The organism is Streptomyces sp. CO7, from assembly GCF_053474865.1.
The window spans coordinates 23,807-37,066 of the sequence record NZ_JBRIOU010000013.1 but is presented as its reverse complement, the minus strand read 5'-3'; the positions used below and the strand labels follow the sequence as shown (position 1 = coordinate 37,066).

Sequence of the window (13,260 nt, the reverse complement as noted above, 5' to 3'; positions counted from 1 at the left end):
CCCCGCACCGGACCGCCGCCCTGCTCCCTGCCCCCCGGTCACTCCCGCCGCGAAAGGCCGCTCCATGTCCGTGCGTACCCGTACCGCGCTCGTCTCCGTCGCCGTCCTGGCGCTCCTCACCTCCGGCTGCGGGGGCCCGTCCGACGCGCCCCCCACCCGCGAAGGGGCCGCGAAGAACGGGGCGGTGGAGGTCGTCCCCGGTCTCCGGATCAGCCCGGACCCCCAGCTCCACGCGATGCTCCCCGAGGCCGTCCGTGACGCCGGCACGGTCCGGGTCGCCACCGACGTCCCCTACCCGCCCTTCGAGATGTTCGTCGAGGAGGGGAGCACGCAGATCACCGGGATCGACTACGACCTCGGCCAGGCCCTCGGAGCCCGGCTCGGAGTCACCTTCCGCTTCGAGCCGCAGAAGTTCGACGGCATCCTGCCGGCCGTCCAGGCCGGCAAGTTCGACCTCGTCATGTCGGCCATGACGGACAAGAAGGCCCGGCAGAAGTCCGTGGACTTCGTCGACTACCTCAACGCCGGCCCCGGCTGGCTGGTCGAGAAGGGCAACCCCGAAGACATCACGGTCGTGACCGACGTGTGCGGGAAGCCCGTCGGGGTGCAGGCCGGTACCAACCATCAGAAGCTCCTGCAGGATCGTCAGAAACTCTGCAGGGCGAAGGGCCTCCCGCCGATCAGGATCCTCGCCTTCTCGAAGGACTCCGAGGCGCAGCTGGCACTCCGCAGCGGCAAGGTGGTGGCCGACTACCTCGACGAGGTGACGGCCGCCTACGTCGCCACCGAGGCGGACGACGGCAAGGCCTTCTCCACCGTGACGGGGCGCCGGGCCGTGGGGGAGTACAGCGCCTCCCCGATGGGCATCGGCGTGTCCAAGGACCGTCCGGGACTCAAGGAAGCCGTCCAGGCGGCCCTGCAGTCCCTCATGGACGACGGTTCCTACCGCGAGATCCTCACGAAGTACCAGGTCCCGAACATCGGGATCCCCAAGGCGACCGTCAACGGGGCCCTCGACTGACCCCGCACCGGGTGCGGGTGCGGGTGGGGAGGGCGGCCGACGTCACGGCGCCGCCCTTCGGGTCCACCGCCTCACGGCGCGCCGCTTCATGGCGCGCCGCCTCACAGGAGACCGGTGCGCCGGGCGACCTTCTCGGCCTCCTTCATCCGCTCGTGGCCGTCGCCGCCGATCCGGTCCAGAACGGCGGCCACGAGCGCCTCGACCACAGCCAGTGCCGGAGTCAGGCTGTCGTAGGGGGAGTCGGAGGACACCTGGGTGATGAGGACGACGTCCGCGTGCGCGGCCGCGGGGGAGAGCCACGGGTCGGTGAACACAATGACCTTGCCGCCCCGCTCCCGGGCCAGTTCGGCGATGTAGGTGTTGTCCGCCTCGTAACGCCGGTAGTCGAACAGCACGGTGACGTCCCGGCGGGCGAGCTGGGTGAGGAAGGACGTGCGCTCCACGTCCTTGTGGGGCACCAGGCTCACCTGGTCGCGGAACTGCATCAGGTGCAGGCCCAGGTACTCGGCCAGGAGGTGCGTGAACCGTCCGCCCGTGAGGTGCACCCGGCGCCTGGGGGCCGCGAGGAGACCCACCGCGTTCTCGAAGTCGTGGGGCGCCAGCTCGTCGAAGGTCCGGGACACCGCCTGCTGCACGAGCCCCGCGCGTTCGCCGAGCGAGGTCGCGGACACCCCGCCCGGAACGGCCTCCGGCTCCTGCTCCGAGGCGTCCGCCGCCGTGTACAGGGTGATCGGTGAGGCGTTGCGCGCGTCGAGCTCCGCGCGGAGGGCCGCCTGCAGATCGGGGAAGCCCCGGTAGCCGAGTCGCGCGGCGCACCTCAGCACGGTCGGCGCGGAGACGCCGGCACGATCCGCGATCGTGGCGACGGTCTCGAACACCGCGGCGGGATAGCCCGCGAGCATGACCCGGGCGACCTTCCGCTCTGCGGGGCTCAGCTCTCCGAGCCGACCACGGATCTCATCGGCCAGGGTGGGGCTCATGGACTTCCCTTCCGGGGTGGAGCTCACGGGGAGCCGCGCGCAGGCGGACGGGCTTCGCGGCCCGACGTCCGGCGTTTCAGAATACCGGTCTTCGGTACGCGAATGTATCGCCCATTACGGATCCTGCACAGTCGCCGGGGACCGGGCGGGATTCAGGAACCGGCAGCGCGTGCCGTGCAGCCGACGGTCACCGACGGGGCCCCGGCACCGGCCGGAGCGGTGGCGACGAAGCCGAAGGAGGCGCGGGCGCCCGGGGCCAGCGCTCCGTTCCACGCCGCGTCGGACACCGAGGCAGCGCCGTCCGCGGCCGTGGTGAGGGTGCCGTTCCAGACCTGTGCGACGCGTGCCCCGCCGGACGGGGCGACGGTGACGGTCCAGCCGGAGACGGCGGACGCGGACGTGTTGGTCACCGTCACCTCGCCCTGGAAACCGCCCTGCCAGGTGGAGACGGCCCGGAAGGTCGCGCCGCAGGTGGGACCGGGGTCGCCGCTGCCCGGGTCGCCGGGATCGCCGGGGTCTCCCGGTACGCCCGCGTCGAGGGTGGCGGCCAGGGCGGGGAACCAGCGGCCGGCGATCCTGTCGTCGCCCGACGCGTCGGGGTGCACGCCGTCGTAGGTGTCGGCAGCCGTGCTGAAGCCCGTCCACTGGTCGACCACCGTGACGGGGGAGCGGGTGGTGCTCGTCGTCGTCGCCCACGCCGGGATCCGCGCGTTGAGGTCCACGACCCGTTGGGCGCACGCGGCGCAGGTGCTCGGGTTCATGGGGATGATCTGCGCGACGAGGACGCGCATGTCCGGGTTGCTCGCCCGCATCTGCTCCACCAGTTTGGTGTACGCGGCGAGGATGCGGTCCGGGGAGATGTTGCTCCACACGTCGTTCGTGCCGAAGTGCATGACGACGACGTCCGGAAGGGTGGCCCTGAGCCGCGCCGGAAGCAGGTTCTGGTCGGCCACGTTGGTCACCAGTTCGCCGCCGTGGCCTTCGTTGTCACCGTCGTGCGCCACGCCGCACCCCTGGGGACCGAGGGTGCCGACGAAGTCGATGCCGGTGTACCCGGCGTTCTGCAACCGGTTCCACAGCACGGCCCGCCAGCAGCCCGGTGAGCCGGTGATCGAGTCGCCCAACGGCATGACGCGCACCGGGTCGGCCGCCGAGGACGCCGAGGCCGCCGAGGACGCCGAGGCCGCCGAGGACGCCGAGGCGGCCGGAGCGGCCGCGGCGTGCGGGGCGAGCGCTCCCAACGGCAGGAGCAGGGACGCCAGCAGGACGAGCAGCGGGAGGAGCGGCCGGAGTGCGGGACGTAAGGAAGGAGTGGGGAGCACAGGGGGCCTGCCTTTCGGACGGGGGACTCCGGCCGAGCCGCCCGGAGCATGGGATGGGAGCGCTCCCATCCCATGAAGCCATCGTTGTCACCGGAGCGTCAAGAGGCTCGCGGCCGGTTACGGAGGGGGTGGGCGCCGAGCCTGGTGCGGCCGTCACTCCTCGGCCTCGGCCGGACGGTGATCACGGCCCCCGGGGTGGCGGTGCCGCCAGACCCAGAAGACCGTGCACGACAGCAGGGCCCACCCGCCCAGCACCAGGAACGGGAACACGTGCTGATGACCCTGGAAGTACACCGCCGTGTGCTGCGCGTTGACCGAGGCGCCGGGCGGCAGCCACTTGCCGATCGCGCCCAGCGGGGACGGCAGCAGCGGCCAGGACACCGCGCCGCCGGAGGAAGGGTTGCCCAGCAGGACCATCAGCCCCCACGTCGGCAGGATCGCCCAGCGCCCGACCAGGGTATTGAACATGGTGAAGACCATGCCGCCGGTGAACAGGGTGAGGGTGAGGATGAACCACGACTCCACGAACGGCAGGTCGAGTGCCCCGAGCAGCCAGTCCACGGTCGCCGCGATGGCGAAGCCGCCGAGCAGCGCGTAGGCGAGGGTGAACAGCATGCGTTCGAGGGGAGTCAGGGACCGCGCGTGCACACTGAGCTGAATCGCCCCGAGGAAGCCGATGACGACGGCGGCCAGCGTGATGTAGAAGATCGCCAGCCCGCGCGGGTCGCCCTCCTGGAGCGGATTGAGGTCCCTGACGGTGACTTCGACACCGGTCCTCGCTCCCACGGCCGGCGCCGTGTCGGCCAGCACCTCGGCGACCGAGGCGCCGGAGGCGCCCGAGAGGTCCAGGACCGCGGTCCGGCCGTCGTCGCGCACCTCGAAGATGGCGAAGACCTTCTGGTCCTCCATGGCCTGACGGGCCTCGGCGACGCTGTCGTACACGTGCAGCTTCACGGACGCGTTCAGCGCCTTCTCCAGGCCGTTCAGGAAGGCCTGCCCGCGGGCCTGTTCGTACGAGCCGACGACGGCGGTGGGGATCGAGCGTGGCGTCGGATCGGCCATCGAGTAGGTGTACGAACCGGCGAAGAGGCCGGCCGAGGCCGCCAGGATGAACACCAGCACGGTGGCCGGCCACAGCGGCGTCTGCCGGAACTCGGACCACCGCTGCCGACGGCTCGGGGGCTGGGCGTGGGCACCTCGGAACATGTCCGCCATGGCCCGGACACTTCCACAAAGAGGTGCCCGGGCATCGAAGGCGTCGCCGCGCCGCAGGGTGTCCCACCCGCCCGGCGTGCGGACCGCGTTCCCGGGACACGCCGGGCCCGGGGCCGCGCGTAAGGTCGGGAGGGCAGCGCCCGGGAGATCCGTGAACCGCCGGGTCCTGGGCGCCGCGCCCGGTCCCGGGGACGGTACAGGACACCGGACGGATCGACGTGGAGGGGGCCGACGTGGCCGAAGGACGCAGGTGGCTGCTCGCGGGCGCCCTCATCGCCGTCGGCATGATGCTGCTCGGCCCGTCCGTGCCCCGCGGCGGCCTCTTCGCGCGGGCCCTGCCCGCCGACGCCGCCCGTGAGGTCGTGCCGAACCGGGTCATGACGTGGAACCTCTGCAACCCCTGCGGCGCACGGGACGTCGACCGGGCGAGGGAGATCGCCCTGTACGCCCCGCAGGTCGTCGCGCTGCAGGAGGCGTGCGTGAGCGACGTCGAGAGGATCCGCGACTACCTGCGGCGCTACTACGGGCTGGACTACCACGCCGCGTACGGGCCGGTCCTGCGTCATCGGGGGCGGTGCGGGGGAACGCCGTGGACCCCGGGCGGCTACGGCCAGGCGATCCTGTCGGCGGCGCCGATGACGGACCGTACGGTCGTGGAGTACCCCGACGGCGGATCGGAGGACCGCGGATACCTGGCGGTCACCACGACGGTGGACGGCCGGTCAGTCCGGGTGTTCGCCACCCACCTCGCCCAACGGCGCCAGGAGGGCGTCCGCGCGCGGCAGGCCGACGTCCTCGCCGCCGAGATCACCCGGTACGACCGCGCCGTCGTGCTCGGTGACTTCAACGCCGTTCCCGCCGCCCCCGAGCTGGCACCCGTGTGGTCCGTGGCCGCCGACGCGGACGCCCGCTGCCGGCCGTCGTCGCTCGACGGCTGCCCGACGACGACGGACTGGTACGCGCGGTTCGACTACGTCTTCCTGCGGGGCGTCACCGCGCTCGGACAGCGGGTGCAGCCCACCTCCCACTCGGACCACGACGTGCTGTACGCCGACCTGGACCTCACCCGCTGAGCGGACCGGGTGCGGCAACTCGCCCTCCCGCCCGCCGAGTCGCGAGGGCCAGGCCCCGCGCGCCGGCGTCGCAGGGGCTCCGTCCACCCGACGCCGCCTCCCACCGCCAGGTGAAGCACATCACCGTTCGTTCGCGTTGGCGCGCACCCGCTCGGCCGGTAGTTTCCAGCGATCAATGGGAAGGACGTTGTACGACTTCCTTCGAACGCGGATACCCCGAACGCAGATACCCCTCGCACCATCCTCCGACGATCCTCTGACGAGAGATACCGGTCATGTCTGCCCAAGAACCCACACACAACCCTCCGCAGCGCATCGGCGTGGTCGCCGAGTCCGTCCCCGGCGAGACCCGCGTCGCGGCGACCCCCACGACGGTGCGGCACCTGCTGAAGCTCGGCTACGAGGTCGTGGTCGAACCCGGAGCGGGTGAGCCGTCCGGCTTCACCGACCAGGCGTACGCCGAGGCGGGCGCCGGGACCGGCGAGGCATGGGGCGCCGACGTCGTCCTGAAGGTCAACGCCCCCTCGGAGGCGGAGATCGCCCGGCTGAGGCCGGGCGCGACCCTGGCGGGCCTGCTCGCCCCGGCGCAGAGGCCCGAGCTGCTGCGGACGCTGTCCGACGCCGGGGTGACGGCCCTCGCCCTCGACGCCGTGCCGCGCATCTCCCGCGCCCAGTCGATGGACGTGCTCTCCTCGATGGCGAACATCGCGGGCTACCGCGCGGTCGTGGAGGCAGCGCACGTCTTCGGGCGCTTCTTCACCGGCCAGGTCACCGCGGCGGGCAAGGTGCCGCCGGCCAAGGTGCTGGTCGCCGGTGCGGGCGTGGCCGGACTCGCGGCCATCGGGGCGGCCTCCAGCCTCGGCGCGATCGTGCGGGCCACCGACCCGCGCCCGGAGGTCGCCGACCAGGTGAAGTCCCTGGGCGGCGAGTACCTGCCGGTGCACGTGGAGCAGGAGGCGAGCACCGACGGCTACGCCAGGGCCACCTCGGCCGACTACGACCGTGCCGCCGCCGAGCTCTACCACCAGCAGGCCGCCGACGTGGACATCGTGATCACCACCGCGCTGATCCCCGGACGTCCCGCGCCTCGCCTGCTGACGGCCGAGGACGTCGCCGTCATGAAGCCGGGCAGCGTCGTCGTCGACATGGCGGCCGCCCAGGGCGGCAACGTCGAGGGCACCGTGCCCGGACGCACGGTGGTCACCGACAACGGCGTCACCCTCATCGGCTACACGGACCTCGCCTCCCGCCTCCCGGCGCAGGCCTCGCAGCTGTTCGGCACCAACCTGCTCAACCTGGTCAAGCTGCTCACGCCCGGCAAGGACGGCCGGCTGGCCATCGACTTCGACGACGTGGTGCAGCGGGCCGTCACCGTGGTCCGCGACGGCGACGTCACCTGGCCGCCGCCGCCCGTCGCGGTGTCCGCCGCGCCGGCCGCACAGCCCGAGAGGGCCCCTGTCGGGGCCGAGCCGAAGAAGCCGCGGACGACGCCCGCCGTCCGCTTCGGCCTGATCGGCCTCGGGCTGCTGGCGCTGTTCCTGCTCGTGGCCTTCGCCCCCGCCCAACTGGCGCAGAACTTCACGGTGTTCACGCTCGCCGTGGTGATCGGCTACTACGTCATCGGCAAGGTGCACCACGCGCTGCACACACCGCTGATGTCGGTCACCAACGCCATCTCCGGAATCATCGTGGTCGGCGCCCTGCTCCAGCTCGGCCACGACAGCCGGATCGTCACCGCCCTGTCCTTCACGGCCATCCTGCTGACGAGCATCAACGTCTTCGGTGGTTTCGCCGTCACCCGCCGCATGCTGTCCATGTTCTCGAAAGGCTGAGCCGAGATGACTTCCCTGACGGCCTCCCACGCGGCCGACCTGGTCGCCGCCCTGTTGTTCATCCTCAGCCTGGCCGGCCTGTCCCAGCACCGCACCTCCCGGGCCGGCGTCGTCTACGGCATCGCGGGCATGGCGCTCGCTCTCGCCGCCACGGTCGTGGTGGCGGCGAGAGCCGGCACGGCGGGCACGGTCGGGCTGATCGTGCTGGCGATGGCGCTCGGCGCGGTGCTCGGCCTGTGGCAGGCGCGCCGCGTCGAGATGACGCAGATGCCCGAACTGATCGCGGTGCTCCACAGCTTCGTCGGCCTGGCCGCCGTGTTCGTGGGCTGGAACAGCTACCTGGAGGCGGAGTCGAACGACGAGGCGCGCCGGGCCCTGTCGGACGCCGGTCTGCTGGGCATCCATCACGCCGAGGTGTTCATCGGCATCTTCATCGGCGCGGTCACCTTCACCGGCTCGATCGTCGCGTACCTGAAGCTCTCCGCGCGGATCAAGTCCCGCCCGCTGACGCTTCCGGGCAAGAACGCGCTGAACCTCGGCGCGCTCGGCGCCTTCGTGCTGCTGACGGTCTGGTTCGTCGTCGCCCCGAGCCTGCCGCTGATGATCGTCGTCACCGTGCTGGCGCTGGCCCTCGGCTGGCACCTCGTCGCCTCGATCGGCGGCGGCGACATGCCCGTCGTCGTCTCCATGCTGAACAGCTACTCGGGCTGGGCCGCGGCGGCGGCCGGCTTCCTGCTCGACAACAACCTGCTCATCGTCACCGGTGCGCTGGTCGGCTCCTCCGGCGCCTACCTGTCCTTCATCATGTGCAAGGCCATGAACCGGTCCTTCCTCTCCGTGATCGCCGGCGGTTTCGGCATCGAGGCGCCGTCCGGCGGTTCCGAGGAACAGGGCGAGCACCGCGAGGTGCGCGCCGCCGAGGTGGCCGAGACGCTGGCCCAGGCCCGCTCGGTGGTCATCACCCCCGGCTACGGCATGGCCGTGGCCCAGGCGCAGCACCCGGTCGCCGAGCTGACCCGGCGCCTGCGGGAGCGCGGCGTCGAGGTCCGCTTCGGCGTCCACCCCGTCGCCGGTCGCCTGCCCGGGCACATGAACGTGCTGCTGGCCGAGGCCAAGGTGCCCTACGACATCGTCCTCGAGATGGACGAGATCAACGACGACTTCGCCGCCACCTCGGTGGTGCTGGTCATCGGCGCCAACGACACCGTCAACCCGGCGGCGGAGGAGGACCCGGCCAGCCCGATCGCCGGCATGCCGGTGCTGCGCGTCTGGGAGGCGGAGCAGGTCGTCGTCTTCAAGCGGTCCATGGCCTCCGGCTACGCGGGCGTGCAGAACCCGCTGTTCTTCCGCGAGAACAGCGGCATGCTCTTCGGTGACGCCAAGCAGAGCGTCGAGGACATCCTGAGCGCACTCGGCTCCGACGGCCCGGGCCGGGCCGCCGGCGGCAGGGCGGCGGGAACGGACGGGGGACTGGCGGTGGTCGGCTAGCGGAGGTCCACCGGACCCGCACCGGAGCCGCTGCGCGGCGCGTCCACGGCGTCCACGGCCTTGTGGCGCCTACGGCGTCCACGGCGGAGGCCGGCCCCGGCCGACAGGAACGGCCGGGGCCCCGGGCGGGGCGGTGGGAAGCGGGTCGGTGGGAAGCGGGTCGGTGCGGATGCCGGGCAGCAGTTGGGCGGGCGATGCCTCCTCGACAAGGAGCCCGCCGCCCTGGCGAGCAGTGCCTCGCGCCAGGCCGAGGGCTCTCCGCCCGTCCTCGCACTCCTCGGCCACGTCGAGGTCGGCTTGCGACGTCACCACGGCCGGGGCAGGTTCGCCGACCGTGCCCCGGGTGGGAGCGGACGGAGCCCGGAGGGTCTGCGACGACCAGGTGCTCGTCCGCACCGGCCCGGTGACGCTCGCCGACGGAAGGTGTCCTGTCGCCGCGAGGGCCGCCTGTGGGGTGGTCGCGCTGAGCAGGTGAGGGGGGGCGACCCCACGCCGGACGGGTCACCGACCACGGTGACGGGCGCGGGCGAGCCGGCGAGACCGCTGCTGCGCCCACTCCCTTCGGGTCTCGGACCCGAAGGATGGCGGCGAAGGCCGTCTGACCCGGCCGTCCCTCGCGATGCCGGCTCTCTCCTGCCGGGCCCACGGCACGGGGCGCCCTCGGTGGAGCCGCGATGCGGAGGTGCGGGTAACTCCCACGGCAGTCGAAGTCGCCCCAAGCACTCTTCTCCCCGGCGGGCCGGCAACTGGGGCGTCCGGGCCGGACGGAAGGGTCGGCCTCCCGCGTCATGGGTCACTTCGAGCGTGACCGTGGGCCCTTTCGGGCCGACCGTTCGGCCGCGCCCGCGTGGCGTCGGGCCTCCTCCGCGCCACGCGGGCGAGCATGTACGGGCCCGGCCCCTGCCCCCACCGCGAGGCGATGCGATGCCCGACCACGCCGACGACGTCAGCCGTGAGGGCGGCGCGCCCGGATCAGTGCCGCGGCGCGGCATGCCGGAGCAGTGGCTGTTCAGCGGGACGTACGGACTGGTGCTGGCCAGCGCCATGATCTCCGCGCTGGACTCGACGGGCGAGACGGCCGACCCCGGTTCGGACGCGTTCTGGGTGGCGCTCACCGCGGTGGCGTCGGCCGCCGCGCACGGGTACGCGCACGTCATCGCCCACCGCGCCTACGTCCACGGGGGAGCGGGCCCGACCAGGCGGCGGGCGGTGGCCGCCGAATGGCCGCTGGTCGTGGCGGTGCTGCCCACGGTGGCCCTGCTCCTGGCCGCGCTGGCCGGGTGGTGGGCCGAGGACACGGCGGTGGACGTGGCCCTGCTGTTCAACACCGTCGCCCTGTTCGGCGTGGGAGTCTCGGCCGCCCGCGCCGCCGGCCGCCGCTGGCCGCCCTCCTTGCGGGCAGGGGGGATGGACATGCTGATCGGCCTGTTGATCATCGCGGTGAACGCCGTGATCCACTAGCCGGGCGACCCCGCCGACGGCGAACGGCGCCGCCCCCACCCCGGGCGGGGTGAGGACGGCGGCCGGAGGGGGCTCAGCAGTACAGGTTGCCGCCCGGGTCGACGCCGAGGATCTGCGCGAAGCGCTGGTAGGTGCTGACCCGGCTCTGCACCTGGGCCGGGTTCCTGCCGTCGCACTCCAGCGAGCCGTTGATGGACCGGATGGTCTGGCCGAAGCCGGCGCCGTTGACCATGGCGTTGTGCGGGGTCATGCTGCCGGGGCCGCTCTGGGTGTTCCAGTACCAGAGGCCGGTCTTCCACGCGACGGCGGCGTCCCGCTCCACGAGCCACGGGTCGTTGAGCAAATTGATGCCGAGCGCGTCGCCCGCCGCCTTGTAGTTGAAGTTCCAGCTGAGCTGGATGGGTCCGCGGCCGTAGTAGGCGGCCTGGCCCGCGGGACAGCCGTACCACTGGCTGGTGTCGCAGTAGTGCGGGTAGTTGGCGGTGTTCTGCTCGACGACGTGGACCAGCCCGCCGGTCTCGTGGCTCACGTTGGCCAGGAACGCGGCGGCCTCGCGCTTCCTGGTGGCGTCGTCCCCGGTGGTGGCGAAGCCGGGGAACGCGCTGAGCGCGGCGGTCAGACCGCTGTACGTGTAGAAGGAACTCCGGTTCGGGAACATCTGGTTGAACTGCGTCTGGCTGACGACGAACGAGCCCACCGGCGTGCCGGAGCCGCTGTCGCAGGCGTAGGGGTCCCAGTACCAGGTGCTGATGGTCGGGTCGTACCCGGGGTTGTCGTGCTCGGCGATGTAGGCCTTGCCGTCCGTGTAGCGCACGATGGCGCCGGTGGCGTAGGACTTCCCGGCGACCCAGTTGGGGTAGCTGGAGCAGGCGGCCGCGGAGGCCTCGGTCGCCGGCAGGAGCACGGGCGTGGCGGCGGACAGGGCGAGAACGGCGACGGCGGCGGACAGACGGCGTTTCGACACGAGGTCAACTCCCTGCGAACGGAGGCCGAACCCGCCGTGAACGACCGGGGCGGACCGCGCAGCGACGCACGCGACCGGGCCGGCCGTGGTGTGGGGGACGGCCGTGGTGGGGGGTGTGGAGCCCACACTCAATCGCATTGGTCTGTACCAGTCAAGGTGTGTCATTGAGCCAACTCGGCGTACCGCTCCTAGAGTTGGTGCCGACTGCTCCGTCGCGCCGGTCGGCGGGGCGACGAGCCCTGCGAGGAGCACCGCATGGACCACCGTGACGTGCAGGCCGCCGTGGCGCAGATGCTGGAGGTGCTGGGACCTCGCACGGGCGAGGACTGGACGGTGCCGGCCGGCCCGCTGGAGTGGACCTGCCGGGAGACGGCCGTGCACATCGGCCACGACCTGCTGGCCTACGCGGGCCAGCTCGCCGCGCGCCCGGCCGACGCCTACCTTCCCCTGGACCTGTGCGTGCACTCCACCGCCTCGCCTGCCGAGGTGTTGCAGGTGGCCGCCGCCTGCGGGGGACTGCTCGGCAGCGCGCTGGCCACCGCCGACCCGTCCCTGCGCGCCTGGCACTGGGGTCCGTGCGACCCGACGGGATTCGCGGCGATGGGCGTCGCCGAGACCCTGCTGCACACCCACGACATCACCCGCGGGCTCGGCGTGGACTGGACGCCGTCGGCACCGCTGTGCGCGGCCGTGCTCGAGCGGCTGTTCCCCGACGCTCCGACCGGCGACCCCGCCCCGGTGCTGCTGTGGTGCACCGGACGCGGGGACCTGGACGGTCTGCCCCGCAGGACCTCGTGGACGTGGCAGGCGGCACTGCCCGACTGAGCGCGGGCGACCCGGCGGAACCGCGAACGGCCACCGTGCCCGTTTCACCGGCCTGACGGGCTGCCCCGGCCGTCACCGGCCTCCGTAGTCCGCCACGTAGGTGGAGATCGACTCCCGCAGCGCGTCGGCGCGCATGCGGTCCTCGCGCTGGGTGCGCAGGGCGTCGTCGGCGGCGTGGAGACGCGCCAGGGCAGCCGGCTCGCCGTCCACCAGGTCGTCGACCAGGTCGGGGACGGTGATCAGGTCGAGGCATTCCGAGAACAGACGACGGGTGGTGGGCGAGGGCGCTTCGGGAGCCGGGGCCGCGAAGCCGGTGGTCACGTGGCGGACCGGGTCGGTCAGGCTCCAGCCGACGACGGCGCCGCGCTGGACGAGGAGGGCCACGTCCGGGGCGACGCCGATGCGGGCCTCCAGCGGTGCGTCGAGGACGGCGAGGTCGCGCAGGCAGGTCAGCGCGGTGTCGCCGGGGGCCCGGCAGAGCACCGTGCACATCGGGTGGCGGAAATCCCGGACCTCCTCCGCCCGGAGCCCGCCCGGGACGACTGCAGGAGTGAGGGGGACACGGGCGGCCGCCTCGGCCGGGGCGGCCGCCTGGGGCATCTGAAACTCGGCCCCCACCAACGTCCTGCTGTCCGGATCGAAACGGAGGACGTCCGGGTCGTCCCACAGGTGGGCCTCACTGCCGAAGGTGCAGGCAAGGAACCGGACGCGCTCACTCGAGTCGTTCCACGGGCCGAGGGCGAGGTAGCCGTCGGCGAAGCGGGGCGTGATGTCCAACGGCTCGTCGGTCACCGTCGCGTACCAGTCGTCACCGAAGTTCAGTCGCATGGACGCCCCGCCCCACCCGGTGCCCGTCGGCCGTGCGCCGCTTCCACAAGGACGTGGGAGATCACCGTGCGTGGTCCTCCTTCAGCTCGCCGACGAACGCCAGGAGGGCGTCGGCGCGGTGGCGGTCCTCGTCCATGCTCCGCAGTGCGGTCCCGAGTTCCCCGAGCCGCTGCAGGGCCGCCGGTACCCGGTCCCTGACCGCGTCGAGCAGCGGAGTGGTGACCAGGTCCAGGGACTCGGTGAGCAGCCGG

At 72.6% G+C, this 13,260-nt stretch carries 11 protein-coding genes and 1 pseudogene; 6 read left to right on the top strand and 6 right to left on the bottom strand.

Annotation, left to right across the window (positions count from 1 at the left end; all coding sequences use genetic code 11):
• Positions 1-64 precede the first annotated feature (64 nt).
• Positions 65-1,021 carry an ABC transporter substrate-binding protein gene (locus ACOV8S_RS30215; RefSeq protein ID WP_448321672.1) on the top strand — a complete coding sequence of 319 codons (957 nt, stop codon included), beginning with the start codon at positions 65-67 and terminating at the stop codon, positions 1,019-1,021.
• Positions 1,022-1,122: 101 nt separating this feature from the next.
• On the opposite strand, the gene ACOV8S_RS30210 is transcribed toward ACOV8S_RS30215, so the two are convergent.
• From ACOV8S_RS30210 to ACOV8S_RS30200, 3 genes are all read right to left on the bottom strand, one after another.
• On the bottom strand, positions 1,123-2,001 hold the full coding sequence (locus ACOV8S_RS30210; RefSeq protein ID WP_448321671.1) for a MurR/RpiR family transcriptional regulator: 879 nt from the start codon (positions 1,999-2,001) through the stop codon (positions 1,123-1,125).
• A 152-nt stretch (positions 2,002-2,153) separates the two neighbouring features.
• A complete protein-coding gene (locus ACOV8S_RS30205) occupies positions 2,154-3,323 on the bottom strand; it encodes a cellulose binding domain-containing protein (RefSeq protein ID WP_448321670.1) in 1,170 nt (389 codons plus the stop codon).
• A gap of 153 nt (positions 3,324-3,476) precedes the next feature.
• Positions 3,477-4,538 (bottom strand): ABC transporter permease, encoded by a 1,062-nt coding sequence (locus tag ACOV8S_RS30200; RefSeq protein WP_448321669.1) that lies wholly within the window; start codon positions 4,536-4,538, stop codon positions 3,477-3,479.
• A gap of 233 nt (positions 4,539-4,771) precedes the next feature.
• On the opposite strand from ACOV8S_RS30200, the gene ACOV8S_RS30195 reads away from it, so the two are divergent.
• From ACOV8S_RS30195 to ACOV8S_RS30180, 4 genes are all read left to right on the top strand, one after another.
• The gene (locus ACOV8S_RS30195; protein ID WP_448321668.1) at positions 4,772-5,611 is read left to right on the top strand and encodes an endonuclease/exonuclease/phosphatase family protein; all 840 of its coding nucleotides are present in this window, start codon (positions 4,772-4,774) and stop codon (positions 5,609-5,611) included.
• A gap of 275 nt (positions 5,612-5,886) precedes the next feature.
• Positions 5,887-7,443, top strand: a complete 1,557-nt coding sequence (locus ACOV8S_RS30190) for a Re/Si-specific NAD(P)(+) transhydrogenase subunit alpha (RefSeq protein WP_448321667.1) — start codon at positions 5,887-5,889, stop codon at positions 7,441-7,443.
• A 6-nt stretch (positions 7,444-7,449) separates the two neighbouring features.
• The gene (pntB, locus tag ACOV8S_RS30185; protein ID WP_448321666.1) at positions 7,450-8,931 is read left to right on the top strand and encodes a Re/Si-specific NAD(P)(+) transhydrogenase subunit beta; all 1,482 of its coding nucleotides are present in this window, start codon (positions 7,450-7,452) and stop codon (positions 8,929-8,931) included.
• 924 nt (positions 8,932-9,855) lie between these two features.
• On the top strand, positions 9,856-10,392 hold the full coding sequence (locus tag ACOV8S_RS30180) for a hypothetical protein (protein WP_448321665.1): 537 nt from the start codon (positions 9,856-9,858) through the stop codon (positions 10,390-10,392).
• A gap of 73 nt (positions 10,393-10,465) precedes the next feature.
• Here ACOV8S_RS30180 and ACOV8S_RS30175 read toward each other — a convergent pair whose 3' ends face one another.
• The gene (locus tag ACOV8S_RS30175; RefSeq protein WP_448321664.1) at positions 10,466-11,356 is read right to left on the bottom strand and encodes a glycoside hydrolase family 19 protein; all 891 of its coding nucleotides are present in this window, start codon (positions 11,354-11,356) and stop codon (positions 10,466-10,468) included.
• A gap of 255 nt (positions 11,357-11,611) precedes the next feature.
• On the opposite strand from ACOV8S_RS30175, the gene ACOV8S_RS30170 reads away from it, so the two are divergent.
• Positions 11,612-12,181, top strand: coding sequence for a maleylpyruvate isomerase N-terminal domain-containing protein (locus ACOV8S_RS30170; RefSeq protein WP_448321663.1), 570 nt, complete (start codon positions 11,612-11,614; stop codon positions 12,179-12,181).
• Positions 12,182-12,253: 72 nt separating this feature from the next.
• Here ACOV8S_RS30170 and ACOV8S_RS30165 read toward each other — a convergent pair whose 3' ends face one another.
• Positions 12,254-13,009 carry a hypothetical protein gene (locus ACOV8S_RS30165; protein WP_448321662.1) on the bottom strand — a complete coding sequence of 252 codons (756 nt, stop codon included), beginning with the start codon at positions 13,007-13,009 and terminating at the stop codon, positions 12,254-12,256.
• A gap of 61 nt (positions 13,010-13,070) precedes the next feature.
• Positions 13,071-13,260: pseudogene (locus ACOV8S_RS30160) on the bottom strand (hypothetical protein); the annotation flags it as partial.